This is a genomic window from Kribbella sp. NPDC003505, assembly GCF_040610875.1.
Classification (GTDB): domain Bacteria; phylum Actinomycetota; class Actinomycetes; order Propionibacteriales; family Kribbellaceae; genus Kribbella.
Window position 1 is genome coordinate 210405 of record NZ_JBEXNA010000003.1, and the last position, 24353, is coordinate 234757.

General features: G+C 70.2%; 25 protein-coding genes. 22 read left to right on the top strand and 3 right to left on the bottom strand.

Features of this window, described 5'->3' with window-relative positions; all coding sequences use genetic code 11:
* Entirely contained in the window at window positions 1-804 is an 804-nt protein-coding gene (locus ABZX12_RS10065) for a hypothetical protein (RefSeq protein WP_355691678.1), read from the bottom strand.
* Window positions 805-1043: 239 nt separating this feature from the next.
* Between ABZX12_RS10065 and efp the strand changes: the two genes are divergently transcribed.
* The gene (gene efp / locus ABZX12_RS10070; RefSeq protein WP_355691680.1) at window positions 1044-1607 is read left to right on the top strand and encodes an elongation factor P; all 564 of its coding nucleotides are present in this window, start codon (window positions 1044-1046) and stop codon (window positions 1605-1607) included.
* A gap of 33 nt (window positions 1608-1640) precedes the next feature.
* Entirely contained in the window at window positions 1641-2051 is a 411-nt protein-coding gene (gene nusB, locus ABZX12_RS10075; protein WP_355691682.1) for a transcription antitermination factor NusB, read from the top strand.
* Window positions 2052-2280: 229 nt separating this feature from the next.
* Here the strand turns inward: nusB and ABZX12_RS10080 are convergent, their stop codons facing one another.
* Window positions 2281-2796 (bottom strand): transcriptional regulator, encoded by a 516-nt coding sequence (locus ABZX12_RS10080; RefSeq protein ID WP_355478378.1) that lies wholly within the window; start codon window positions 2794-2796, stop codon window positions 2281-2283.
* Window positions 2797-3000: 204 nt separating this feature from the next.
* Here ABZX12_RS10080 and pyrR point away from each other — a divergent pair, with 204 nt between their 5' ends.
* The 9 genes from pyrR (at window position 3001) to ABZX12_RS10125 (ending at window position 13808) form a co-directional block, all read left to right on the top strand.
* Window positions 3001-3597, top strand: coding sequence for a bifunctional pyr operon transcriptional regulator/uracil phosphoribosyltransferase PyrR (gene pyrR, locus ABZX12_RS10085; RefSeq protein WP_355691684.1), 597 nt, complete (start codon window positions 3001-3003; stop codon window positions 3595-3597).
* Window positions 3594-4532 carry an aspartate carbamoyltransferase catalytic subunit gene (locus ABZX12_RS10090; protein WP_355691686.1) on the top strand — a complete coding sequence of 313 codons (939 nt, stop codon included), beginning with the start codon at window positions 3594-3596 and terminating at the stop codon, window positions 4530-4532. The genes pyrR and ABZX12_RS10090 overlap by 4 nt, the downstream gene beginning before the upstream one ends.
* A gap of 76 nt (window positions 4533-4608) precedes the next feature.
* A complete protein-coding gene (locus ABZX12_RS10095) occupies window positions 4609-5934 on the top strand; it encodes a dihydroorotase (RefSeq protein WP_355691688.1) in 1326 nt (441 codons plus the stop codon).
* On the top strand, window positions 5931-6416 hold the full coding sequence (locus ABZX12_RS10100) for a hypothetical protein (protein ID WP_355691689.1): 486 nt from the start codon (window positions 5931-5933) through the stop codon (window positions 6414-6416). The genes ABZX12_RS10095 and ABZX12_RS10100 overlap by 4 nt, the downstream gene beginning before the upstream one ends.
* Window positions 6413-7534 (top strand): glutamine-hydrolyzing carbamoyl-phosphate synthase small subunit, encoded by a 1122-nt coding sequence (carA, locus tag ABZX12_RS10105; protein WP_355691691.1) that lies wholly within the window; start codon window positions 6413-6415, stop codon window positions 7532-7534. The genes ABZX12_RS10100 and carA overlap by 4 nt, the downstream gene beginning before the upstream one ends.
* Window positions 7534-10836, top strand: a complete 3303-nt coding sequence (carB, locus tag ABZX12_RS10110; RefSeq protein WP_355691693.1) for a carbamoyl-phosphate synthase large subunit — start codon at window positions 7534-7536, stop codon at window positions 10834-10836. The genes carA and carB overlap by 1 nt, the downstream gene beginning before the upstream one ends.
* Window positions 10829-11875, top strand: a complete 1047-nt coding sequence (locus ABZX12_RS10115; protein ID WP_355691695.1) for a quinone-dependent dihydroorotate dehydrogenase — start codon at window positions 10829-10831, stop codon at window positions 11873-11875. Before carB ends, ABZX12_RS10115 begins: the two co-directional genes overlap by 8 nt.
* The gene (gene pyrF / locus ABZX12_RS10120; protein ID WP_355691697.1) at window positions 11872-12735 is read left to right on the top strand and encodes an orotidine-5'-phosphate decarboxylase; all 864 of its coding nucleotides are present in this window, start codon (window positions 11872-11874) and stop codon (window positions 12733-12735) included. Before ABZX12_RS10115 ends, pyrF begins: the two co-directional genes overlap by 4 nt.
* Window positions 12736-12848: 113 nt before the next feature.
* Window positions 12849-13808 carry a DUF4037 domain-containing protein gene (locus tag ABZX12_RS10125; protein ID WP_355691698.1) on the top strand — a complete coding sequence of 320 codons (960 nt, stop codon included), beginning with the start codon at window positions 12849-12851 and terminating at the stop codon, window positions 13806-13808.
* Here ABZX12_RS10125 and ABZX12_RS10130 read toward each other — a convergent pair.
* Window positions 13778-14641: a LysR family transcriptional regulator gene (locus ABZX12_RS10130; RefSeq protein WP_355691700.1), complete on the bottom strand. Its 864-nt coding sequence runs from the start codon at window positions 14639-14641 to the stop codon at window positions 13778-13780. The two genes, ABZX12_RS10125 and ABZX12_RS10130, sit on opposite strands and share 31 nt — an antisense overlap.
* Before the next feature lie 70 nt (window positions 14642-14711).
* Here ABZX12_RS10130 and ABZX12_RS10135 point away from each other — a divergent pair, with 70 nt between their 5' ends.
* The 11 genes from ABZX12_RS10135 to ABZX12_RS10185 all read left to right on the top strand — a co-directional run bounded on the left by ABZX12_RS10135 (window position 14712) and on the right by ABZX12_RS10185 (window position 24353).
* Entirely contained in the window at window positions 14712-15701 is a 990-nt protein-coding gene (locus ABZX12_RS10135; protein WP_355691702.1) for an EamA family transporter, read from the top strand.
* A 9-nt stretch (window positions 15702-15710) separates the two neighbouring features.
* Window positions 15711-16088, top strand: a complete 378-nt coding sequence (locus ABZX12_RS10140; RefSeq protein ID WP_355691703.1) for a hypothetical protein — start codon at window positions 15711-15713, stop codon at window positions 16086-16088.
* Window positions 16089-16204: 116 nt separating this feature from the next.
* Window positions 16205-16579 carry a hypothetical protein gene (locus ABZX12_RS10145; RefSeq protein ID WP_355691705.1) on the top strand — a complete coding sequence of 125 codons (375 nt, stop codon included), beginning with the start codon at window positions 16205-16207 and terminating at the stop codon, window positions 16577-16579.
* A gap of 117 nt (window positions 16580-16696) precedes the next feature.
* Window positions 16697-17011 carry an integration host factor, actinobacterial type gene (gene mihF, locus ABZX12_RS10150; protein WP_132145957.1) on the top strand — a complete coding sequence of 105 codons (315 nt, stop codon included), beginning with the start codon at window positions 16697-16699 and terminating at the stop codon, window positions 17009-17011.
* 66 nt (window positions 17012-17077) lie between these two features.
* Window positions 17078-17698, top strand: a complete 621-nt coding sequence (gene gmk, locus ABZX12_RS10155; protein WP_355692838.1) for a guanylate kinase — start codon at window positions 17078-17080, stop codon at window positions 17696-17698.
* Between the two features lie 2 nt (window positions 17699-17700).
* Window positions 17701-18003, top strand: a complete 303-nt coding sequence (gene rpoZ, locus ABZX12_RS10160; protein ID WP_355478349.1) for a DNA-directed RNA polymerase subunit omega — start codon at window positions 17701-17703, stop codon at window positions 18001-18003.
* 10 nt (window positions 18004-18013) lie between these two features.
* On the top strand, window positions 18014-19243 hold the full coding sequence (coaBC, locus tag ABZX12_RS10165) for a bifunctional phosphopantothenoylcysteine decarboxylase/phosphopantothenate--cysteine ligase CoaBC (protein WP_355691707.1): 1230 nt from the start codon (window positions 18014-18016) through the stop codon (window positions 19241-19243).
* Between the two features lie 4 nt (window positions 19244-19247).
* Window positions 19248-19748 carry a GNAT family N-acetyltransferase gene (locus tag ABZX12_RS10170; protein WP_355691709.1) on the top strand — a complete coding sequence of 167 codons (501 nt, stop codon included), beginning with the start codon at window positions 19248-19250 and terminating at the stop codon, window positions 19746-19748.
* A 10-nt stretch (window positions 19749-19758) separates the two neighbouring features.
* Window positions 19759-20871: a winged helix DNA-binding domain-containing protein gene (locus tag ABZX12_RS10175; protein ID WP_355691711.1), complete on the top strand. Its 1113-nt coding sequence runs from the start codon at window positions 19759-19761 to the stop codon at window positions 20869-20871.
* A gap of 189 nt (window positions 20872-21060) precedes the next feature.
* Window positions 21061-22254 carry a methionine adenosyltransferase gene (gene metK, locus ABZX12_RS10180; RefSeq protein WP_355691712.1) on the top strand — a complete coding sequence of 398 codons (1194 nt, stop codon included), beginning with the start codon at window positions 21061-21063 and terminating at the stop codon, window positions 22252-22254.
* A gap of 62 nt (window positions 22255-22316) precedes the next feature.
* Complete coding sequence (locus tag ABZX12_RS10185; RefSeq protein WP_355691714.1) at window positions 22317-24353, top strand: primosomal protein N'; 2037 nt, start codon at window positions 22317-22319, stop codon at window positions 24351-24353.

Below are 24353 nucleotides of genomic sequence, written 5' to 3' on the forward strand. Positions count from 1 at the left end.
TTACTGGGCCGGGGGAGGAGTCGCGCGCGGCGGGTTGCTGACGGTCTGCCAGAGCTCGTCGATGTCGGAGCGGTCGTCGGCGTCGGGCTTGTCGACCCAGCCGCTGGCCCAGACGTTCTCGTCGCGGTCGTCCAGGTTGAAGATCGACTCCGCGAAGGCGGCGGAACCGACGTACCGGCCCTCGTCCTGGTCGGGCTCGTCGAGCAGATCCGCGTTCGGCCGCGGAGCCGTCGGCGGGGCGACCAGGTCGCGCGCGTACTTCTGCGCCTCCAGAATCCCCAGCTCACGCTCGTCGCTGAGCAGCCGGATCGCGCCGACCTCGTTGCCTGCGGTCATCAACTCGCGCACCCTGGCGTCGAGGTCCTGCCTCGGCGTCGGCAGGTTGTTCTGCTGCGGCCGGTGCGCCGGCGGCTGGTAAGGCCCCGGCTGGTACGGCGCAGGGTTGTACTGCAGCGGGTACTGCGGCTGGGCGGGCGTGGCCCATTCGCCAGGGCGAGGCGCCTGCCGGCCGCTTTGCATGAGCTGCTGCAGAGCGGCCGCAGCCTGCTGGCTGCCCTGCGGGTTTCCGGCCTGCACCGGGAACGTCGGGCTCGGCGCCGGAGGCGGTCCGCCCGGGCCGGCGGCCTGAGTGAACTGGCCCTGGATCTGCACCGGCTGGCTGCCGGCCTGCTGCGCCTGGATCCGCTCGATCAGCGCCTGCATCCGCGCGTTCGGCTGACCGTTGCCGCGGGTGGCCTGCTGCCGCGCCTTGGAGATCAGGCTGACCACGATCATCACCACGACGAAGATCACGAACCCCGTCATCGCCGTCCTCCTGCGCGTCTGTGCACGGTTTGGAGCCCCAGCCTAAGGCCGGCCCGGTCCAGCGAATCGGAGGAATGCAGTGCTGACCGCTACAATCACGTGTGAGAGTGCGTCCGAGGCCCCATCGCCTACTGCGCGGCACTCGGCACGGCACCTCGCCGCACCGAGCACCTGCTCGCTACGGCGCTGGGGCCTCGGACGCACTCTGACCGCTGATCGATCTCGAAGGGCTTACCCGCGTGGCAACGACGAACGACCTCAAGAACGGCATGGTGCTCGACCTGGACGGGCAGCTGTGGTCCGTCGTGTGGTTCCAGCATCACAAGCCGGGCAAGGGCGGCGCCGTCGTCCGGACCAAGCTGAAGAACGTGCTGTCCGGCAAGGTGGTGGACAAGACCTTCAACGCCGACGTCAAGGTCGAGGTGGCCACGGTCGACAAGCGTGACATGACGTACCTGTACAACGACGGTTCGTCCTACGTCTTCATGGACAAGTCGACGTACGAGCAGACCAACATCCAGCCCGACGTGGTCGGGGACGCCGCGCACTTCCTGCTGGAGAACCAGGACGCCATCGTCGCGGTGCACGACGACCTCCCGCTGTATGTCGAGCTGCCGGCCTCGGTCGAGCTCCTGGTCGAGTACACCGAGCCGGGCCTGCAGGGCGACCGGTCGACCGGCGGCACCAAGCCGGCCAAGCTGGAGACCGGCTACACGATCCAGGTCCCGCTCTTCCTGACCACCGGCGAGAAGGTCAAGGTCGACACCCGGACCGGGGACTACCTCGGCCGCGTCACCTCCTGATCGCTGACTAACCAAGGGAAGCGACAACAGAAGATGTCTGCCCGGAGCAAGGCCCGCAAGCGCGCGCTCGACGTGCTGTTCGAGTCGGAGGTCAGGGGGTTGCCGGTCGGCGGCACCCTGGCCGACCGGGTGGCCGACAACGACCCGCCGGTGAACGAGTTCACCGTGGCGCTGGTCGAGGGCGTCGCGAAACACATCGAGCAGATCGACGAGCTGCTCGAGACCCATTCGGTGGGCTGGTCGCTGGACCGGATGCCGGCCGTCGACCGGAACATCCTGCGGATCGGCGCCTACGAGCTCCTGTACGACGACCAGGTGCCGGACGTGGTCGCGGTGAGCGAGGCGGTCGCGCTGGCGCGGGACCTGTCGACCGACGAGTCTCCGACGTTCGTCAACGGACTGCTGGCCAGACTGCTGCAGTTGAAGCCCACACTGGGCGTCTGAGCAAGAGGAAGCGAGGGGGGCGAGCCCTCTGTAGTTGTCAGGCCCGGTGACCGTCTCGGTACGGTCCCGGGCCGCCGTTGCGTCCCCGTTCTGCGGCCGGTGAGGTGGTCCCTGCCGCGTGGTTACTGCGGTTGTCGCGGTTGCTGCTCTGTTCGGTCAGCTGAAGGAAGGCGGGCGGCCGCGGGCCAGCTGCTACAAGCCCCGACCGTCTGGTGCCTTCGTTCAGGCGTCAGGCTCCGGCGGCCTCGGGCGACTCCTCGACCTCGCCCTTCGCCTCCGGGTTCAGCACACCCCAGGAGATGAAGCGCTCGGTGAGCGTCGTCGGCGACTCGTCGTAGATGACCGCCAGCGTCCGCATGTCGTCCTGACGGATCGACAGCACCTTGCCGTTGTAGTCCCCGCGCTGAGCCTGGATCGTGGCCGCGTACCGCGTCAGCGGGCCGGCCTCGCTCGCGTCGAGGTGTTGCAGGGCCTCCAGGTCGAGGATCAACCGGGGAGGAGCGGCAGCCGCGGCGGCCGCGCTGGCGGACCCAGGAAGCAGTTCACGGATCGGCACGCCGTAGAAATCGGCGAGCTCCGCGAGCTTCTGGACCGTGACGGCTCGATCGCCGCGCTCGTACGAGCCGACGACGACCGCCTTCCAGCGACCCTTGGACTTCTCTTCCACGCCATGCAGCGACAGTCCTTGCTGCTGGCGGATGGCGCGCAACTTGCCACCCAGTGTCTTCGCGTATTCGCTAGGCACGCTGGTTCTTCCCTCCGACTAGTTCGTCATGTCCGGCCCGCCGGAACGGGCCGGTAAGGTGAACCCCCCTCGGTTACACAGAGTAACAATATTCTGGGGTGCGGGCCAGCGTCAAGACGGCGTGTCACATCCGATACCATGTCAAGCGGTCCGAACGTCCTTTAAAGACCCGTCCAGAGAGGCGGGAAAGGAGGAACGGTAGCGATGAGCCCTGCCCAGAGTGCAGAGCAGCACCAGGCCGAGCAGCCGCCGAAGCGCAGCGGTCGCGAGGTCCTGGACGCTTCCGACATTTCCCGGGCACTGACCCGGATCGCCCATGAAATCCTCGAGCGGAACCGCGGCGCCGACCCGGTCGTCCTGCTCGGCATCCCGCGCCGCGGCGTCCCGCTGGCGCGGCGCGTCTCGGCCAGGATCCAGGCCGTCGAGGGGCAGAGCGTACCGACAGGGTCACTCGACGTGACGATGTACCGCGACGACATCGGCCTCAAACCGCCGCGCGGCCTGGAGCACACCGACATCCCGGCGGACGGGATCGACGGCAAGGTCGTGGTGCTCGTCGACGACGTGCTGTTCTCCGGCCGCACGATCCGTGCGGCCCTCGACGCGCTCGGCGACCTCGGCCGCCCGCGCGCGGTGCAGCTCGCCGTCCTGGTGGACCGCGGCCACCGCGAGCTGCCGATCCGCGCCGACTACGTGGGCAAGAACCTGCCGACCTCGCTGGTCGAGCGGGTCACCGTTCATCTCGACGAGTTCGACGGCGAGGACGCGGTCCTGATCGCGGACAAGGGGGCACAGGCATGAAGCACCTGCTGAGCGCGGGCGACCTGAGCCGCGACGAGGCGCAGCTGATCCTCGACACGGCCGAGGAGATGCGCTCGCTCGCCGACCGGCCGATCAAGAAGCTGCCCGCGCTGCGCGGGCGGACCGTGGTGAACCTGTTCTTCGAGGACTCCACCCGGACCCGGATCTCGTTCGAGGCGGCCGCCAAGCGGCTGTCCGCGGACGTGATCAACTTCTCCGCGAAGGGGTCGAGCCTGAGCAAGGGCGAGAGCCTCAAGGACACCGCGCTGACGCTGCAGGCGATGGGCGCGGACGGGGTCGTCTGCCGGCACGGCTCGTCCGGCGCGCCGCACCTGCTGGCCACGTCGGGCTGGATGACCGGCTCGGTGGTGAACGCCGGCGACGGCACCCACGAGCACCCGACCCAGGCACTGCTCGACGCGTTCACCATGCGCCGCCACCTCGGCGCGCTGGACGGCCGCCGGATCACGATCGTCGGCGACGTCCTGCACTCCCGGGTCGCCCGGTCGAACGTGCTGCTGCTCTCGACGCTCGGCGCCGACGTGACCGTGGTCGCCCCGCCGACGCTGCTGCCGGTCGACATGAGCACCTGGCCGTGCGTCACGTCGTACGACTTCGACTCGGTGCTGCCCAAGAGCGACGCGGTGATGATGCTGCGGGTGCAGCGGGAGCGGATGAACGACGCGTTCTTCCCGAGCGCCCGGGAGTACACCCGGCGCTACGGCCTGGACAAGAACCGGATGGCGCAACTGCCGGACGAGGCGATCGTGCTGCACCCCGGCCCGATGAACCGCGGGATGGAGATCAGCGCCGAGGTCGCCGACTCGACCCGCTCGGTGATCGTCGAGCAGGTCACCAACGGCGTCGCGATCCGGATGGCCGTCCTGTACCTGCTGCTTTCTGGAACGAACGAGACCGAGGAGCCCACGGCGTGAGCGAGCGTAGCGAGGTCACCATTCAACACAGCCCCCGTCGCGCCTCATCGGCGCCCGGAGCGAAGCGAGGACGTCGATGAGCTCTTACCTGATCACCGGCGCGAGCATCGTTGGCGGTGAGGTGGCGGACCTGCTGATCGACAACGGCGAGATCGTTGCCGTCGGCACCGGCCTGGAGGCGCCGGCGGACGCCACCACGATCGACGCCGCGGGCCTGGTCGCGCTGCCCGGGCTGGTCGACCTGCACACGCACCTGCGCGAGCCCGGCCGGGAGGACGCCGAGACGGTGTTCACCGGCACCCGGGCCGCCGCGAAGGGCGGTTTCACCGCGGTCTTCGCGATGGCCAACACCGACCCGGTCGCCGACACCGCCGGCGTCGTCGAGCAGGTCTGGCGCCTCGGCCGCGACGCCGGGTACGCCGACGTGTACCCGATCGGCGCGGTCACCGTCGGCCGCAAGGGCACGCAACTCGCGGAGCTCGGCGCGATGGCGGACTCCGCCGCCCGGGTCCGGGTGTTCTCCGACGACGGCGACTGCGTCTGGGACGCCGCGCTGATGCGCCGCGCGCTGGAGTACGTGAAGGCGTTCGACGGGGTGATCGCCCAACACGCGCAGGAGCCGCGGCTCACCCAGGGCGCGCAGATGAACGAGGGCGCGCTGTCCGGCGTCCTCGGCCTGACCGGCTGGCCGAGTGTCGCCGAGGAGGCGATCATCGCCCGCGACATCCTGCTGAACGCGCACGTCGGGTCGAAGCTGCACATCTGCCACCTGTCGACCAAGGGCTCGGTGGAGATCGTCCGGGCCGCCAAGCGCCGCGGCCTCGAGGTGACCGCCGAGGTCACGCCGCACCACCTGCTGCTGACCGAGGACCTGGCTGCCTCGTACAACCCGGTCTACAAGGTGAACCCGCCGCTGCGCACCAAGGCGGACGTCGAGGCCGTCCGTGAGGGGCTGGCCGACGGCACGATCGACATCGTCGCCACCGACCACGCGCCGCACCCGGTCGAGGACAAGGACTGCGAGTGGAGCGCCGCGGCGTTCGGGATGACCGGGCTGGAGACGGCGCTGAGCGTCGTACAGCACGCGATGATCGACACCAAGCTGCTCACCTGGGCCGATGTCGCCGACCGGATGAGCTACGCGCCGGCCGCGATCGGTCAGGCCGCCGACCACGGCCGCCCGTTGGAAGCCGGCGCGCCCGCGAACGTCGTGCTGTACGACCCCCGGGTCGAGCGCACCGTCGTACCCGACGAGTCGGTGTCGCTGTCGCGGAACACGCCGTTCGAGGCAATGACGCTGCCCGGCAAGGTGGTGGCGACGTTCCTGCGGGGTACGCCGACCGTCCTGGACGGTGAGCTCACGACCGGGGCGGTGGGGCGGGGAGGGAATTCAACTCGGTGAAGGCCTTCCTGGGCATTCTCGGCACGCTGGTGGTGCTGGCGGCTGCCTACTTCGGTATGTACCGCGGTTGGCGCAACCGCCAGTCCCGGCAGGCTGACCTGGCGCCCTTGCCCACGGCGCCAGAGGACTCGACACGCGGCGTCGAAGGTGTGTACGTCGCCACGACGACCGCCGGCGACTGGATGGACCGGATCGCCGTGCACGAACTGGGCGTCCGCGCGACCGCGGACCTGGCCGTCAGTGAGGCCGGCCTGATCTTCCACCGGCAGGGCGCGGCGGATGTCTTCATCCCCGCGGACCGGCTGACCGGGGTCCGGACCGACCGTGGCATCGCCGGCAAGGTGACCGCGGAGAAGTCCGGCCTGCTCGTGGTCACCTGGACCCACGACGGACGTGAGCTCGACACCGGGTTCCGTCCGCGCCGTAAGGCCGACACCGCCGCCCTGACCGCATCCATCTCGACCTTGATCGGAGCATCATGAGCCAGCCAGCACTGCTGGTCCTGGAAGACGGCCGGTCGTTCGCCGGCACGTCGTACGGAGCGACCGGATCCACCTTCGGCGAGGCGGTGTTCACCACCGGGATGACCGGGTACCAGGAGACACTGACCGACCCGTCGTACCACCGGCAGATCGTCACCCAGACGGCGCCGCACATCGGCAACACCGGGATCAACGACGAGGACGACGAGTCGCAGAAGATCTGGGTCGCCGGGTACGTCGTGCGCGACCCGGCCCGGGTCCCGTCGAACTGGCGCGCCACGCGCTCGCTCGACGACCAGCTGAAGGGCCAGGGGGTCGTCGGGATCTCCGGTATCGACACCCGCGCGCTGACCCGCCACCTGCGGGAGCGCGGCGCGATGCGCGCCGGGATCTCCACCGAGGTCCTGGACCCGGCCGAGCTGCTCGCGAGGGTGCTCGAGCAACCGCCGATGGTCGGCGCCGACCTGGCCTCGGAGGTGACGACGTTCGAGCCGTACGTCGTGCCGGCCGAGGGGGAGAAGCGCTTCACGGTGGTCGCGCTCGACCTGGGGATCAAGTCGATGACGCCGAAGCGGATGTCCGAGCGCGGCATCGAGGTGCACGTGCTGCCGGCCACCGCGACCGTCGAGGAGGTGCTCGCGGTGAACCCGGACGGCATCTTCATGAGCAACGGCCCGGGTGACCCGGAGACCACCGAGCACCCGACCACGCTGCTGAAGCAGCTGCTCGAGCAGGACAAGCCCTACTTCGGGATCTGCTTCGGCAACCAGGTGTTCGGGCGGGCGCTCGGGCTCGGCACGTTCAAGCTGAAGTACGGGCACCGCGGCATCAACCAGCCGGTGCTCGACCGGGCCACCGGCAAGGTCGAGATCACCGCGCAGAACCACGGGTTCGCGGTCGACGCGCCGATCGAGGAGACGGTCGAGACGCCGTACGGGACCGCCGAGGTGTCGCACGTCTCGCTCAACGACAACGTCGTCGAAGGGTTGAAGCTCACCGGTAAGGACGGCCGCGTGCTCGCCTTCTCGGTCCAGTACCACCCCGAGGCGGCGGCCGGCCCGCACGACTCGGCGTACCTGTTCGACCGGTTCGTCGAACTGATGGAAGGACGGAACTGATGCCGCGCCGTACAGACATCGATTCGGTCCTGGTGATCGGATCCGGCCCGATCGTGATCGGCCAGGCCTGCGAGTTCGACTACTCCGGGACCCAGGCCTGCCGGGTGCTCAAGGAGGAGGGGTTCCGGGTCGTCCTGGTGAACTCCAACCCGGCCACGATCATGACCGACCCGGAGTTCGCCGACGCCACCTACGTCGAGCCGATCACCCCGGAGTACGTCGAGAAGGTGATCGAGAAGGAGCGCCCGAACGCGCTGCTCGCCACCCTCGGCGGCCAGACCGCGCTGAACGCGGCGATCGCCCTGCACGACAACGGCGTGCTGGACAAGTACGGCGTCGAGCTGATCGGCGCGTCCGTCGACGCCATCCAGCGCGGTGAGAACCGGGAGTCCTTCAAGCAGATCGTCGAGAAGCTCGGCGCGTCGGTGGCCCGGTCGGAGATCTGCCACTCGCTCGATGACGTGATGGCCGCCGCGGCCAAGCTCGGGTACCCGCTGGTCGTCCGGCCGTCGTTCACGATGGGCGGTGTCGGCTCCGGGATGGCCTACGACGAGGCGGACCTGCGCCGGATCGCCGGGGCCGGGCTGCACGCGTCGCCGACGACGGAGGTCCTGATCGAGGAGTCGATCCTCGGCTGGAAGGAGTACGAGCTGGAGGTGATGCGCGACAAGGCCGACAACGTCGTGATCATCTGCTCGATCGAGAACGTCGACCCGATGGGCGTGCACACCGGCGACTCGGTCACGGTCGCGCCGGCGATGACGCTGACCGACCGCGAGTACCAGGTGATGCGGGACCTGGCCATCGGCATCATCCGCGAGGTCGGCGTCGACACCGGCGGCTGCAACATCCAGTTCGCGGTGAACCCGGCCGACGGCCGGCTGATCGTGATCGAGATGAACCCGCGGGTGTCCCGCTCGTCCGCGCTGGCGTCGAAGGCGACCGGGTTCCCGATCGCGAAGATCGCGGCGAAGGTCGCGATCGGCTACACGCTCGACGAGATCCCGAACGACATCACCAAGCAGACCCCGGCAAGCTTCGAGCCGACGCTGGACTACGTGGTGGTGAAGGTGCCGCGGTTCGCGTTCGAGAAGTTCCCGGCCGCGGACGCCACGCTGACCACGCACATGAAGAGCGTCGGCGAGGCGATGGCGATCGGCCGCAACTACACCGAGGCGCTGCAGAAGGCACTGCGCTCGCTGGAGAAGCCGGAGGCCCGGTTCTCCTGGGCCGGGCAGCCCGCGTCGGAGCTGGAGCCGTTGCTCGAAGCCATCAAGACGCCGCAGGACGGCCGGCTCCGGATCGTCATGGACGCGATCCGGGCGGGGGCGACGCCGGAGCAGATCTTCGAGGCGACGCGCATCGATCCCTGGTTCGTGGACCAGCTGTACCTGATCCACGAGACCGCCCTGCAGGTGGCGGCCGCGCCGCGACTGACGCCCGACGTGATCAAGCTGGCCAAGCGGCACGGGTTCTCCGACCTGCAGCTGGCCGAGATCCGCGGGCTGACCGAGGACGTCGTCCGCGGTGTCCGGCAGGCACTCGGCATCCGGCCGGTCTACAAGACCGTCGACACCTGTGCGGCCGAGTTCAAGGCCGAGACGCCGTACCACTACTCGTCGTACGACGAGGAGACCGAGGTCGCGCCGCGCGAGACCCCGGCCGTGCTGATCCTCGGCTCCGGGCCGAACCGGATCGGGCAGGGCATCGAGTTCGACTACTCGTGCGTGCACGCGTCGATGGCGCTGCGCGAGGCCGGCTACTGCACGATCATGGTCAACTGCAACCCGGAGACGGTCTCGACCGACTACGACACCTCCGACCGGCTGTACTTCGAGCCGCTCACCTGTGAGGACGTGCTCGAGATCGTGTACGCCGAGCTGCAGGCCGGGCCGGTCGCGGGCGTGATCGTCCAGCTCGGCGGCCAGACGCCGCTCGGGCTGGCGCAGCGGCTCGCGGACGCCGGCGTACCGATCGTCGGGACGTCGCCGGAGGCGATCCACCTGGCCGAGGAGCGGGGCGCGTTCGGCAAGGTGCTCGCGGACGCGAAGCTGCCGGCGCCGAAGCACGGGACGGCGCTGTCGGCCGGGGAGGCGCACCAGGTCGCCGGCGAGATCGGGTTCCCGGTCCTCGTCCGGCCGTCGTACGTGCTCGGCGGTCGCGGCATGGAGATCGTCTACAGCTCGGCCGAGCTGACCGCCGCGCTGGAGCGGCTCGGCGGCGACGGGGCGTTCGAGCACCCGGTGCTGATCGACCGGTTCCTGGACGACGCGGTGGAGATCGACGTCGACGGGCTGTTCGACGGCGACGAACTGTTCCTCGGCGGCGTGATGGAGCACATCGAGGAGGCCGGGGTGCACTCCGGTGACTCGTCGTGCGCGCTGCCGCCGATCACGCTCGGGAACGCGGACATCGAGAACATCCGCAGGTCCACCGAGGCGATCGCCCGCGGCGTCGGTGTCCGCGGCCTGCTGAACGTCCAGTACGCGCTCGCCGGCGACGTGCTGTACGTGCTGGAGGCGAACCCGCGGGCGTCCCGGACGGTGCCGTTCGTGTCGAAGGCGACCGCGACGCCGCTGGCGAAGGCGGCCGCCCGGGTGATGCTCGGCGCCACGATCGCCGAGCTGCGTGCCGAGGGTCTGCTGCCGGCGACCGGCGACGGCGGCACGCTGCCGCCGACCACGCCGATCGCGGTCAAGGAGGCCGTGATGCCGTTCAACCGGTTCCGGACCATCGACGGTTCGTCGGTCGACACGGTGCTCGGGCCGGAGATGAAGTCGACCGGCGAGGTGATGGGCGTCGACGACACCTTCGGTACGGCGTTCGCGAAGTCGCAGGCGGCGGCCTCGCAGCCGCTGCCCGGCGCCGGCAAGGTGTTCGTCTCGGTCGCGAACCGGGACAAGCGGCACATGATCTTCCCGGTCAAGCGGCTGGCGGATCTCGGCTTCCAGATCTATGCGACCGAGGGGACGGCCGACGTCCTGCGCCGCAACGGGGTCGAGGCGGTCACGGTCCGCAAGAGCAGCCAGGGCCCGGGCCCGAACGGTGAGCCGACGATCGTCCAGATGGTCCAGGACGGCGAGCTGAACCTGATCGTCAACACGCCGATCGGGATCACCCAGGGCGGCTCGCCGCGTCTGGACGGCTACGAGATCCGCAGCGCGGCCGTCGCCCGCAACATCCCGTGCATCACCACGGTCCAGGGCCTCGCCGCCGCGGTCCAGGGCATCGAGGCGCAGCGCGCCGGCGACATCGGCGTTCGGTCCCTGCAGGACTGGGTCCCGAGGATCCGCGGTGTCTGACCGCTCGATGTACGAGCGCCTTGTCCGGCCGGTCCTGTACCGGCTGGGCAAGGGCGACGCGGAGGTCGCGCACGAGCAGACGCTCGCCGCCCTCCGCCTGCTCGGCCGCATCCCCGGCGCTCCCCGCGCCGGGGCCCGGCTGTACGGCGCGCCCGCGCCGCGCACGGTCTTCGGCGTCCGCTTCCCCTCGCCGGTGGGGCTCGCCGCCGGGATGGACAAGAACGGGATCGCACTGCGCGCCTGGCCGGCCATCGGCTTCGGCTTCGTGGAGGTCGGCACGGTCACGGCGCACCCGCAGCCCGGCAACGAGAAACCGCGGCTGTTCCGCCTCGTCGAGCACGAGGCGGTCATCAACCGCATGGGCTTCAACAACCTCGGCAGCGAGGCACTGGCCGCGCGGCTGGCGGCGTACGGCGACCTCGGCTACCCGCTGGGCATCTCGATCGGGAAGTCGAAGGTGACGCCCCTGGAGGAGGCGGTCGAGGACTATGTGACCTCCCTGCGCCGCCTCTACCGGTACGGCGACTACTTCGCGGTCAACGTGTCGTCGCCGAACACCCCCGGCCTGCGCTCGCTGCAGGACGCCGGCCACCTCCGCGAACTGCTGACCGCGCTGCACACCGAAGCCGCGGAGCTGACCGTCGCGGGCCTCGAGCCGAAGCCGATCCTGGTGAAGATCGCTCCGGACCTGACCACGTCGGCGATCGACGAGCTGCTCCAGGTCTGCACCGACACCGGCGTCGCCGGCATCATCGCCACCAACACCACCATCGGCCGCCCAGGCGTCGAGACTCACCCGCTCGCCGGCGAGGCGGGCGGTCTGTCGGGCCGCCCGCTCGCGGAGACGGCGGCCAAGGTGGTGGCCCACATCCACAGCCAGACCGGGGGAGCGCTGCCCGTCATCGGTGTCGGCGGGATCGTCGAACCGTCGGACGCGATCCGCCTCTTCGACGCCGGCGCGAGCCTCGTCCAGGTCTACTCCGGACTCATCTACAAAGGCCCCGGCCTGATCCGCCGGATCAACAGGAGCTTGCCATGAGCAACCAACCCTTGGGGAGCGACATGCGTAACAAGCCGTTCGGCGCCCGGCTGCGCGCCGCCATGGACGCCCGCGGCCCGCTGTGCGTCGGCATCGACCCGCACCAGCATCTCCTGGACGCCTGGGGCCTGCCCGACACCGCGGAGGGGCTCGCTTCCTTCACGTACGGCGTCGTCGACGCGCTCGCCGACCGGGTCGCGGTGTTCAAGCCGCAGTCCGCGTTCTTCGAGCGTTTCGGGTCGGCCGGGGTCGCCGTCCTCGAGCAGGCGACGATCCGGCTCCGCGAGGCCGGGGCGCTGGTGATCATCGACGCGAAGCGCGGCGACATCGGTACGACGATGGCGGGCTACGCGGCGGCGTACCTGGCCGAGAAGGGCCCGCTGGCCTGTGACGCGCTGACGGTCAGCCCGTACCTCGGGTTCGGCTCGCTGCAGCCGGCGATCGACGAAGCGCGGGAAGCCGGAGCAGGACTGTTCGTGCTCGCCCTGACCTCGAACCCGGAAGGCCCGCAGTTCCAGTCCGCGCGCACCGCGGCCGGGTCGACGGTCGCCGGTGCGGTCCTCGACGGGCTGCGCGAACTGAACGCCGGCGTCGAGGGCCTGGGCTCGTTCGGCGCGGTCGTTGGCGCGACCATCAGCTCGACCGACGAGAACCTGGACATCAACGGCCCGCTGCTCGCCCCCGGCCTCGGCGCCCAGGGCGGCACGGCCGAGGGCCTGGCGAAGGTGTTCGGTCCGGCGCTGCGCAACGTCGTCCCGTCCAGCTCGCGCGAGATCCTCGGCGCGGGCCCGAGCGCGACCGGTCTGCAGGACGCGGCCGACCGGGCGAATGCGGCGTACCGGACGGTCCTCGGCTACTGACAAACAGCCGGTAAAACTGATAAGATCTGAATCAGCAAATCCCGCGAAGTAATTTCGCGGGATTTCCTGATTGTTCTTGAATTTCCGTTCGGTCAGCTGCGATCTTTTGTCGCATGTCCGGTCTGGAGATCTGTGAGCGGTTCTATTCCGAGGTCGTCCGGCCCTTGGTCGGCGTGCCGCACAGTGCGGCGTTGCTGGGGCGAGGGTCGGAGGTTCTGGGGTTCGACGACGAGATGTCGACGGACCACAACTGCGAAGCCCGGGTCCTGTTGTTCGTCGAGGACGGTGTGGAGCTCCGGGTGGAGGTGCCCGAGACCTTCGCGGGGCGGCCCACCTGGGTGGAAGTACACACCGTGCGCGAATACTTCCGGCAGCAGTTCGGTTTCGACGTCGACAGTGAATTGACGCCGGGAGACTGGCTGACGTTTCCCGAGTCGATTCTGCGGCAGCACACCGCGGGTGGCGTGTTCCACGACGACCTCGGTCTGGAGGCGGTCCGCGATCGGCTCGCGTACTACCCGGACGATGTCTGGCGCTATCTGATGATCGCCGGCTGGTGGCGTGTGCATCCCGAGATGAACCTCGTCGGCCGCTCCGGGTACGTCGGGGACGAGCTCGGGTCGGCGTTGATCGGCGCCCGGCTCGTCGAGGACCTGATGCGGTTGTGCTTCCTGATGGAGCGCACCTACGCGCCGTACTCCAAATGGTTCGGCACGGCGTTCGGCCGGCTGTCCTGCGGTCCGGCGATGACGCCGCTGCTGCGCGCGGTCGGGCAGGCCGAGACCTGGCAGCAGCGCGACGCGGCGTTGCAGGCGGCCTATCGGGCTGCCGGTGAGCTGCACAACCGGATCGGCATCAGCGAGCCGCTGGAGTTCGGCATGGAGCGGTTGTTCGGCCGGCCGTTCGACACCGTGTGGGGCGACTACATCGGTGCACTGGCCGCCGGGATCAAGGACCCTGAGGTGCTCCGGCTGCTCGAACACTGGCCGGTCGGCGGGATCGACCGCGTCCGCGACCTGCTGTGGAAGGCTGACGACCGCCGTCAGCTTCTCGGGCTGCTCGACTCGCGGTAGAGCGCGGTCAGCAGGTCGACGGCGGCCTGGGTGGCCGGGTGCGGGTCCTCGCGATGCCAGATCAGGTGGACGTCGACCGGCGGCGCGTCCCGCACCGGCCGGTAGACGACGCCGTCGCGGCGGTACTGCGTCGTGGTCGCCTGCGGCGTGAGCCCGGCGCGGCGCCCCGACGAGATCGCGGCGAGCCAGTCGTCCACGTCCTGGGTGAGCTCGATCTCCGGCCGCGCGTCGTCCGGCCACAGGTCGGCCGTGGTGCTTCCGGTCCGGCGGTCGATGACGATGGTGCGGTCCCGGAGCTGGTCGAGCGTCAGCGACCGCTTGCGCGCCAGCGGGTCGTCAGCGGGCAGGGCGCAGTACCGAGGTTCCCGGGTGAGCAGGACGTGGGCGAAGCGGCCGAGCTCCAGGTGGCTGCGGACCACCGCGAGATCGCACAGCCCCTCGGCGAGACCGCCGGTCGCGGTGTTGGTGCGGATCAGCTGCAGCTCGACGCCGGGGTGCTCGGTCGCCCAGCGGCGCTGGAACTCGCGGGTCCGGCTGCCGAACGCCGACCACGCATGACCGACCCGCAGCCGCGTATGGCCGCTTGTCGCCTCACTCACCAGCTCGTCGAGCTCGGCGAGGATGTGCCGCGCCCGGACGAGCACCCGCACACCGGCCGCGGTCGGGGTCAGCGAACGGCTGGTCCGGTGCAGCAGGCGGACGCCGAGCTCACGCTCCAGGGCCAGCAGATTGCGCGACACCGCCGCCTGGGAGATCCCCAGCTCGATCGCGGCGTCGGTGAACGTGCCCGAGTCGACGATCTCGACCAGGCACCGCAGCTGCCGGATATCCATGACTCCAGCGTATAGATCGGCGGTCGCATGCATTTTGCGAACGGCGGCGTCCGGCGGACGCTCGGTGATCGTGAGGCGCGAACGGTTGACCGGTGTGGTGATGATGCTCGGCAGCGGGCTGTCGACGCAGGTGGGTGCGTCGGTGGCGGCGCTGGCGTTCCCGGTGATCGGCCCGGCGGGCGTGGTGGCGATCCGGCAGTGGGTCGCGGCGATCGCTCTGCTCGCGGTCGGGCGCCCGCGGCTCCGGTCGATCACCCGCCGCCAATGGCGCCCGGTCGTCGGTCTGGCGATGGTCTTCGCAGTGATGAACCTGTCGCTGTACACCGCCATCGACAGGGTCGGACTCGGCCTCGCAGTCACGCTCGAGTTCCTCGGACCGCTCGCCGTCGCGTTGCTGGGCTCTCGGCGCATGGTGGATCTGGTGTGCGCGTTGGCCGCCGCCCCCGCAGTGGTCCTGCTGACCCGCCCGCAGGCGACGACGGACTACCTGGGCGTCGGCCTGGGCTTGCTCGCGGCAACGTGTTGGGCGTTCTACATCCTGCTCAACCGGAAGGTCGGCCGAGAGTTGCCGGGCGCAACAGGTTCGGCCGCGGCGGCCGCGCTGTCGGGTCTCGCGTACGTCCCGGTCGGGGTCGTCGTACTGCTGCATCACCCGCCGACGCTCGCCGCGGCGTCGTACGCGCTGGTGGCCGGGCTGCTCTCGTCGGCCGTGCCGTTCCTCGTCGACCTGCTGACGCTCCGGCGCGTGCCGGCCCAGTTCTTCGGCGTGTTCATGAGCGTGAACCCGGTGCTCGCGGCTCTGGTCGGGCTGGTGGTTCTGGGGCAGCGGCTCGCGATCGTCGACTGGGCGGCGATCCTGGTGATCGTGTCGGCGAACGCGGTCGCGATCACCGTCGCCAGACCTGAAGTCCACTCGAACGACGGCGACGCGCCACATCACAACCCGGTTCCAGTCGCCGGGTGCGACGTTCTTCACGGCGCGCCGGAGCTCGCGTTGACCCCGGTGTTCGGAAAGGTGTCGGCGGACGGGGAGCCACGGACTTCCCGCGCGACACAGTGAAGGAACACGATGCGGAAGCTGGCAGCCCTCGCGGCCGTTGTGACGATGAGTGTTGGCGCCCTGACGGCCTGCTCGGGTGGCGACTACTGCGCGGACCTGAAGGGGTACGTCGACTCGTCGAAGGACCTGGACATCAAGGACTCCGACGCCGTCGGCAAGATGCTGGACCAGGCGAAGAAGGTGTCGAAGTCGGCGCCGAAGGACCTGCAGGACGACTGGAAGACCGTCATCGACTACGCCGAGAAGGCGCAGGACGCCAAGGGCGACACGAACAAGCTGGTGGAGCTGGCGAAGTCCGACGGCGACAAGATCAAGCCCGCCATGGACGCGATCACCAAGCAGGCGAAGGACACCTGCAAGATCGACCTGCCGGGCGCCGGCAACTGACGCGGTCCTGACCCGAGGCCGACGTGACCTGGTGGGACGGCTCTGCCCGTTCCGTCCCACCAGCCCGGAACGTCTTCGTTTCCGATGATGTGGTCACTCCCGGTAGCGTGAGCCCGATGAAGCGTTCTCTCGCCATCCTCGCGACCGTGGCCGCCGGTGCCGGTGTGCTGACCGCCTGCACCGACGAGCAGGCGTACTGCGTCGATCTCGCCAAGTACGCCGCCAAGGCGGTCGACGTCGACCCCCAGAAGCCGGTCGACTACGTGAAGATCCTGGACGACGCGAAGAAGCTCCAGGAGTCCGCGCCGCAGGACGTGCAGGACGACTGGGGTGTCGTCGTGAGCTTCGCCGAGAAGGCGCAGAAGGCCGGCACGGACGCGGCGAAGCTGGCCGAGCTCAGCAAGCAGACCGGCGGCGTGATGACGGCGTACAAGAACATCTCCAGCCAGGCGAAGGACAGCTGCAAGGTCGACCTCCCGGCACTGAACTGATCAACTGATCGTTCTAATTCGCGCGTTGTCCGGCGACTCTGTTCCACCACGGCCCGACCGCGGGCTGAACCCGTGTTAGGTTCCCTTGCGAAGCCATACAACGGGACAGGTGAAACGGTGCCACTTCCTTCTTTGACCCCGGAGCAGCGTGCGGCGGCTCTGGACAAGGCCGCGGCGGCGCGGCGTGAACGAGCCGAGATCAAGAACCGGATCCGGCACTCGGGAGCGTCTCCGACGGAGGTGCTCCACGAGGGGCAGACGAACGACGTGATCGGCAAGATGCGGGTCAGCCAGCTGCTGCAGTGCATCCCCGGAGTAGGCAAGGTCCGCGCCCAGCAGATCATGGAGCGCGCAGGCATCTCGGAGACGCGGCGGGTGCGCGGCCTCGGCTCGAACCAGATCGCCGCGCTCGAGCGCGAATTCGCCGAGTGATTGCCGAGTGATTTCAGCGTGAGCCAGACCAAAACCACGACCGGCTCGTTGGACACTGGTGTGACGATGACCACGCACGCGGGACACAGTTCGAACGAGCCGGCCGCGGCTCCCGACCCGGCGCGGCTGACCGTGCTGGCCGGACCGACCGCGGTCGGGAAGGGCACCGTCGCGGCCGACATCCGCGAACGGTTCCCGGACATCTGGATCTCGGTCTCCGCGACCACCCGCAAGCCCCGGCCGGGCGAGGTGCACGGCGTGCACTACCTGTTCGTGTCGGACGCCGAGTTCGACCGGATGATCGCCGACGGCGAGCTGCTGGAGTGGGCCGTGGTGCACAAGGCCGCCCGCTACGGCACCCCGAAGCAGCCGGTGCTCGACAAGCTCGCGGCCGGCCGCCCGGCCCTGCTGGAGATCGACCTGCAGGGCGCACGCCAGGTCCGCGAGACGATGCCGGGGGCGCAGTTCGTGTTCCTCGCGCCGCCGAGCTGGGACGAGCTGGTCCGCCGGCTGCTGTTCCGCGGCACCGAGACGCCGGAGGAGCGGGAGCGCCGGCTGGAGACCGCGACCGTCGAGCTGGCCGCCGAGAAGGAGTTCGACGTGACGATCGTGAACGCCTCGGTTCGGGAGGCCGCCGATCAGTTGGTAAAGTTGATTCGATCACCCTCCATCTCTGGAAAGAGCTGAACTTGTCTGGCAACCAGCCCGTCGCCATCGGCATCACCTCCCCGCCGATCGACGACCTGCTCACCCACACCGACTCCAAGTACAAGCTGGTGCTGTACTCGGCCAAGCGGGCGCGGCAGATCAACGCCTACTACTCGCAGCTCGGCGAGGGCCTGCTGGAGTACGTCGGGCCGCTGGTCGAGACGCACGTCCAGGAGAAGCCGCTGTCGATCGCGATGCGCGAGATCAACGACGGTGTGCTGACCTGCACCGACATCGACCCCGAGGCCGAGGCGGAAGCCGCTGCCGCGGAGAAGTCCGAGTAACCCACCCCGCATGAAGCCCAACGTGGTGCTCGGGGTCGGCGGCGGCATCGCGGCGTACAAGGTCTGCGACCTGCTCCGGAGGCTGACCGAGTCCGGGCACAGCGTGCGTGTGGTGCCGACCGCGGCCGCGCTGGAGTTCGTCGGCGAGGCGACCTGGGCGGCGCTGTCCGGGCAGCCGGTGACCGCCGATCCGTTCGACGACGTGCAGGAGGTTCCGCACGTCCGGATCGGCAAGGCCGCCGAGCTCGTCGTGGTGGCGCCCGCGACCGCGAACCTGATCGCCAAGGCCGCCCACGGCCTGGCCGACGACCTGCTCACGAACACGCTCCTCACCGCGCGCTGCCCGATCCTGTTCGCGGCCGCGATGCACACCGAGATGTGGGAGCACCCGGCCACCCAGGCGAACGTCGCCACCCTGCGTTCGCGCGGGATCACGGTCCTCGACCCGGCGGTCGGGCGGCTGACCGGCGCCGACACCGGCCGCGGCCGGCTGCCGGAGCCGTCGGAGATCTTCGCGATCAGCCAGTTGATGCTCGCCGACGAGGCCGCCCGCGCGGCGGGCCAGTCGGTGGCCGACCTGACCGGCAAGCAGGTCCTGATCAGCGCCGGCGGGACCCGGGAACACCTCGACCCGGTCCGGTATCTCGGCAATTCCTCGTCCGGCAAACAGGGCTACGCGCTCGCCCGGATCGCCGCCGCCCGCGGCGCCAAGGTCACCCTGGTCGCGGCGAACTCCGAGCTGCCCGACCCGGCCGGCGTCCAGGTCGTCCCGGTCACCAGCACCCGCGACCTGTACGACGAGATCACCGGGCGCGCCGGGGACGCGGACGCGATCGTGATGGCGGCCGCCCCGGCCGACTTCCGCCCGGCCGACGTCGCCGAGCACAAGATCAAGAAGACCGCCGACGGCTCGGTCCCCGCGGTCAGCCTGGTGCAGAACCCGGACATCCTGCAGACGATCTCGCACGACCGGGCCCGCACCGGGCAGGTGATCGTCGGGTTCGCCGCGGAGACCGGCGACGCGGACCACACGGTCCTCGAGCTCGGCCGCGCCAAACTCGAGCGCAAGGGCTGCGACCTTCTGGTCGTCAACGACGTCTCCGGCGGCAAGGTCTTCGGCAGCGACGTCAACGAGGCCGTCATCCTCGACCGCGACGGCAACGCCCTCCCGGTCCCCTCCGGCAGCAAGGACGCCCTCGCCGGCGTCATCTGGAACCTCGTCGCCACCCACTGGCAGTGACCCCGTGCTGCAGGTGAGATCGGCGGTCGAGGCCGACAGGCCGGCCATCTTCGGACTGGCCGGCGAGGTCGAGCACTGGTTCGGCCCGATGGTCGCCGAACCAGGCTTCCACCGCGCACTCGACAGTCACATCGCCGACGAGCGTGCGCTCGTGGCGTCCGACGAGGGTCAGCCAGTGGGAGCGGTCCTGTTCGGCGGCTCGTCGCCACGGTACGCCGTGCACTGGCTGGTGATCTCCGAGCGGGCCCGGGGCCTCGGCGTCGGCCGGCGGCTGATGGCCGCGGCGATCGAGCGGCTGACGGCGGGTCAAGGGCTCGCCGAGGGTGAGGTCGTCGACGTGGTGACCTTCGGCGCTGACCATCCGGGAGCGGTGGCCGGCGGAGCGCGCGTGTTCTACGAACGCCTCGGCTTCGTGCCTGCCGAGCCTGCGCCGGACGGGCCGGAGGGCGGCTCGCGGCAGGTCTTCCGCTATCAGAGGACAGAAGCTGTCCGCTTCCCGTTCTAGCGTGCTGGCCATGGAGATCTCCTGGGAAGCCGTCGTCGCGCGGCGGATGCGGCGGCATGGGTTGACGGCGCCGTTCGGTGCGGCGGTAGAGGCTGTGCGGGCGATGTGTGGGGCGCATGCGCAGATCGCGGCGGCGGGGGAGGCTTCCGTGGCGCTCCGGGTGGAGGGGGCGACGCGGGACACGGTGCGGCGGGACGAAGGGCTGGTGAAGACGTTTGGGCCGCGGGGGACGGTGCATCTGTTGCCGCTGGAGGACCTGGCGATGTGGACGGGTGCGCTGGGTGCGCTGCCGGCGAACGGTTCGCAGCCGGAGCCGATCCGGATGACGCCGGACGAGATCGATCAGGTGGTCGTCGCCATCGGCGCGGCCCTGGCGCACGACGACCTGACCGTCGACGAACTGACCGAGGAGGTCGTCCGGCGGACCGGTGAATGGGCCCGGGAGCCGACGATCCCGGCGTTCCAGGGCGCCTGGGCCCGCTGGCGGCAGGCGGTGTACGTCGCAGCGCACGCCGGCGTCCTGTGCCACGGACCGATGCGCGGCCGCCTGGTGACGTACGCGAACCCGCATCGCCTCCGGCCGTTCGAGCCGATGCCCGCCGAGCAGGCCCTGACCGAGCTCCTGCAGCGGTACCTCTACTCCTACGGTCCTGCGACCCCACAGCAGTTCGCCCGTTGGCTCAGCGTCGCTCCGACGCGAGTCAAGCCGTACTTCGAGGGCCTTCCGCAGGTCGAGCTCGACGGTCAGGCCGCCTGGGTCGCTCCCGGTGACGACGAGTTCCCCGACGACCGCGCCGAGGGAGTCAGGCTGCTGCCGTACTTCGACGCGTACGGCGTCGGCAGCTTCCCACGCGAACTGCTGTTCCCGGGCAAGGCGTTCGCCCGCGCGACCGCCCGCGGCCAGGCCGGCAACTACCCGCTGCTGCTCGTCGACGGGATCGTGGCCGGCGTCTGGCACCAGAGGAAGTCCGGCCGGACGGTGCAGGTCACCGTCGAGGCGCTCGCCCCGCTGAACCGGCGCCGTCGCGCCCAGCTGGACGCGGAGGTGGACCGCGTGGCTGCGATCCTTGGCGGTACGGCGTCGCTCACACTGGGCGACGTGACGGTCGGTGCGCACGCCTGAATCGGCAGCGATTATCCAGAATATGGGCACGGATCTCGTATCCTGGATGAATTCGGAGCGTCACCGGGACGCGGGTGGAAACTGCTGGCATACTTCCCAAGATGCATCGCCAACCGCCGGTGCATGGGGGGATCGCGCGGTTGTGCCAACGCGCAACCGGGCGGCACAAGAGGAATCCGAGGGAGAACTGTGGCGAGGCGCCTTTTCACGTCCGAGTCCGTGACCGAAGGTCACCCGGACAAGATCGCTGACCAGATCAGCGACTCCATTCTCGACGCGTTGCTGGCCGAGGACCCGAAGAGCCGGGTCGCGGTCGAGACCCTGATCACCACGGGTCTGGTCGTCGTCGCGGGAGAGGTCACCACGACGGCGTACGTCGACATTCCCGGGATCGTGCGGTCGCGCATCCTGGAGATCGGCTACGACTCGTCCCTGAAGGGTTTCGACGGCGCGTCCTGTGGGGTGCAGGTCGCCATCGGGAGCCAGTCCCCGGACATCGCCCAGGGTGTCGACACGGCGTACGAGACGCGCTCGGACGCCTCCCAGGACGCTCTGGACCTGCAGGGCGCGGGCGACCAGGGCCTGATGTTCGGCTACGCGTCGAACGAGACGCCGGAGCTGATGCCGCTGCCGATCACCATCGCGCACCGCCTGTCCGAGCGGCTTGCCGAGGTCCGCAAGAACGGCACCCTGGCCTACCTGCGGCCGGACGGCAAGACCCAGGTCACGGTCGAGTACGACGGTGACAAGGCGGTCCGGATCGACACCGTGGTGGTGTCCAGCCAGCACGCGGCGGACATCAACCTGGAGTCGATGCTGACGCCGGACATCAAGAAGCACGTCGTCGACCCGGTGCTCGAGCAGTTCGACATCGACGCGAGCGACTACAAGCTGCTGGTGAACCCGACCGGCCGGTTCGAGATCGGCGGCCCGATGGGCGACGCCGGGCTGACCGGGCGGAAGATCATCATCGACACCTACGGCGGGATGGCGCGGCACGGCGGCGGCGCGTTCTCCGGCAAGGACCCGTCCAAGGTGGACCGCTCGGCGGCGTACGCGATGCGCTGGGTGGCGAAGAACATCGTCGCGGCCGGTCTCGCCGACCGGGTCGAGTGCCAGGTCGCGTACGCGATCGGCAAGGCCGCGCCGGTCGGCTTCTACGTCGACACGTTCGGCACCGAGAAGGTCCCGGTCGAGAAGATCGCCGACGCGGTCCGCGAGGTCTTCGACCTGCGGCCGGCCGCGATCATCCGCGATCTCGAGCTGCTCCGGCCGATCTACGCCCAGACCGCGCGGAACGGTCACTTCGGCCGCACCGGCGAAGGCTTCACGTGGGAGCGCACCGACCGCGTCGAGGCCCTCAAGGCCGCGGTCGAAAAGTAGTTGTCCACAGCGGGCCGGCAGTGCACAAGCGCACTGTCGGCACGCTGCTCTAGCATTCCTCAGTGACATCGAACGTGGCCTCGGACGGGGATTCGCCGGAGCAGCTGACGCTGCTGCGGGACACCGTTCGCAAGTCACGCACCAAGGAACCGGCCGAGATCACCACGTCGTTGCCGGTGGCCCGGATCGCGGTCGACGTCTCGCTCCCGCACCTGGACCGGCCGTTCGACTACCTGGTGCCCGACGACATGGCCGCGGCCGCGCAGCCCGGCGCCCGGGTCAAGGTGCGGTTCGCGGGCAAGGACCTCGACGGATTCGTCCTGGAGCGGCTCGACGAGTCGGACCACGACGGCAAGCTGGTCCGGCTGCGGAAGGTCGTGTCGGCCGAGCGGGTGCTGACACCGCAGATCGCGGACCTGTGCCGGGCGGTCGCCGACCGGTACGCCGGGGTGCTCGCGGACGTCACCCGGCTGGCGGTCCCGCCGCGGCACGCGAAGGTCGAGGGGGAGCCGCTGCGCTGCGATCAGCCGGCGCGCCCGCCGGTGTCGACGTCCCGGTCCGAGTGGTCGCCGTACCCGCCGGGGTTCCTCGACGCGATCGAGCGCTCGAAGTCGCCGCGGGCGGTGTGGACCGCCGTACCGGGGGCCGACTGGGCGCTGGCGTTCGCGCAGGCCGCCGCGGTGTGTGCGGCGTCGGGGCGGGGTGCGTTGCTGCTCGCGCCGGACGCGCGGGATCTCGAGCGGCTCGCTGCCGCGTGCGCCGAGGTGCTGGGGGAGTCCGGCTTCGTCACGCTGTCCGCGGACCTGGGGCCGACGGCTCGCTATCGCGCGTTCCTGTCCGCGCTGCGCGGCTGTGCGCGGGTGGTGATCGGGACCCGGGCGGCGGCGTTCGCGCCGGTCGCGGATCTCGGGCTGGTGGCGATGTGGGACGACGGCGACGAGTCGTACGCCGAGCCGCGCGCGCCGTACCCGCATGCCCGGGAGGTGCTGCTGCTGCGGGCGTTCCGGCAGCAGTGCGCGGCGTTGCTCGGCGGGTTCGCGCGCTCCGCCGAGGCGGCGGCGCTGATCGAGTCCGGGTTCGCGCACGAGCTGATCGCGGACCGGAAGACGATCCGGGCGGCCGCGCCATCGGTGCACATCGCGGGGGAGTCGGACATCGACCTGGCGCGCGACCCCGCGGCGCGTGCCGCCCGGCTGCCGCACCGGGCGTTCGAGATCGCCCGTGAAGGGCTGCGGACCGGGCCGGTGCTGGTGCAGGTACCGCGCGCGGGGTATCTGCCGAGCCTGGTGTGCCAGACGTGCCGGGCGCCGTCGCGGTGCTCCACGTGCGGCGGCACGTTGCGTCGTACCGGCGGATCCGGACCGGCCAGCTGCAGCGTGTGCGGCCGGCCGGCCGTCGACCACCGCTGCCCGGAGTGCGGCGACACCCGGATGCGTGCGGCGGTCATCGGCGCCCGTCGTACGGCGGAGGAGTTGGGCCGTGCGTTCCCCGGTGTCGTCGTGCGGACGTCGGGCGGGGACAACATGCTCGACGTCGTACCGGACGCGCCGGCGCTGGTCGTCACCACGCCGGGAGCCGAACCGGTCGCCGAGGGCGGATACAGCGCGGCGCTGCTCCTCGACACCTGGCTGATGCTCGCCCGCCCCGACCTGCGCGCCCCTGAAGAGGCTGTCCGTCGCTGGTTCAACGCGGCCGCCCTGGTGCGTGCGGGCAGTCCCGTCATCCTGGTCGGCGACCCGTCGGCCTTGCCGCTGCAGGCGATCGTCCGCTGGAGCCCCGAGGGGTACGCGGCCCGCGAGATCGAGGAACGCCGTACGGCGCGCCTCGCCCCCGCCGCCAAGCTCGCCGAGCTCACCGGCCCGTCGGAGGCGGTCAACGACCTCGTCACCCGCCTCCGCGACCTGATCCCGCCGTCCTCGGGCCTCGAGGTCCTCGGCCCCGTGGACGTCGACGACGAGACGGTCCGCGCCGTGGTCCGCACCCCGCGGGCCCACGGCACGGCGCTCGTCCGCGCGTTGAAGGAAGCCCAGTCGACCCGAGCGACGAAGAAGAGCCCGGGCGCGGTCAGAGTCCAGGTCGACCCGCCCAGCTTCGGCTGA

Bases quoted from the DNA above. Each gene is read 5' to 3' on its own strand.
- pyrR (WP_355691684.1), top strand. From the start codon at position 3,001: ATGAGCCCTGCCCAGAGTGCAGAGCAGCACCAGGCCGAGCAGCCGCCG.
- carB (WP_355691693.1), top strand. From the start codon at position 7,534: ATGCCGCGCCGTACAGACATCGATTCGGTCCTGGTGATCGGATCCGGC.
- ABZX12_RS10140 (WP_355691703.1), top strand. From the start codon at position 15,711: ATGCGGAAGCTGGCAGCCCTCGCGGCCGTTGTGACGATGAGTGTTGGC.
- nusB (WP_355691682.1), top strand. From the start codon at position 1,641: ATGTCTGCCCGGAGCAAGGCCCGCAAGCGCGCGCTCGACGTGCTGTTC.
- ABZX12_RS10065 (WP_355691678.1), bottom strand. From the start codon at position 804: ATGACGGGGTTCGTGATCTTCGTCGTGGTGATGATCGTGGTCAGCCTG.
- carA (WP_355691691.1), top strand. From the start codon at position 6,413: ATGAGCCAGCCAGCACTGCTGGTCCTGGAAGACGGCCGGTCGTTCGCC.
- ABZX12_RS10125 (WP_355691698.1), top strand. From the start codon at position 12,849: ATGTCCGGTCTGGAGATCTGTGAGCGGTTCTATTCCGAGGTCGTCCGG.
- ABZX12_RS10130 (WP_355691700.1), bottom strand. From the start codon at position 14,641: ATGGATATCCGGCAGCTGCGGTGCCTGGTCGAGATCGTCGACTCGGGC.
- pyrF (WP_355691697.1), top strand. From the start codon at position 11,872: ATGAGCAACCAACCCTTGGGGAGCGACATGCGTAACAAGCCGTTCGGC.
- ABZX12_RS10090 (WP_355691686.1), top strand. From the start codon at position 3,594: ATGAAGCACCTGCTGAGCGCGGGCGACCTGAGCCGCGACGAGGCGCAG.
- ABZX12_RS10145 (WP_355691705.1), top strand. From the start codon at position 16,205: ATGAAGCGTTCTCTCGCCATCCTCGCGACCGTGGCCGCCGGTGCCGGT.
- ABZX12_RS10095 (WP_355691688.1), top strand. From the start codon at position 4,609: ATGAGCTCTTACCTGATCACCGGCGCGAGCATCGTTGGCGGTGAGGTG.
- ABZX12_RS10175 (WP_355691711.1), top strand. From the start codon at position 19,759: ATGGAGATCTCCTGGGAAGCCGTCGTCGCGCGGCGGATGCGGCGGCAT.
- gmk (WP_355692838.1), top strand. From the start codon at position 17,078: ATGACCACGCACGCGGGACACAGTTCGAACGAGCCGGCCGCGGCTCCC.
- coaBC (WP_355691707.1), top strand. From the start codon at position 18,014: ATGAAGCCCAACGTGGTGCTCGGGGTCGGCGGCGGCATCGCGGCGTAC.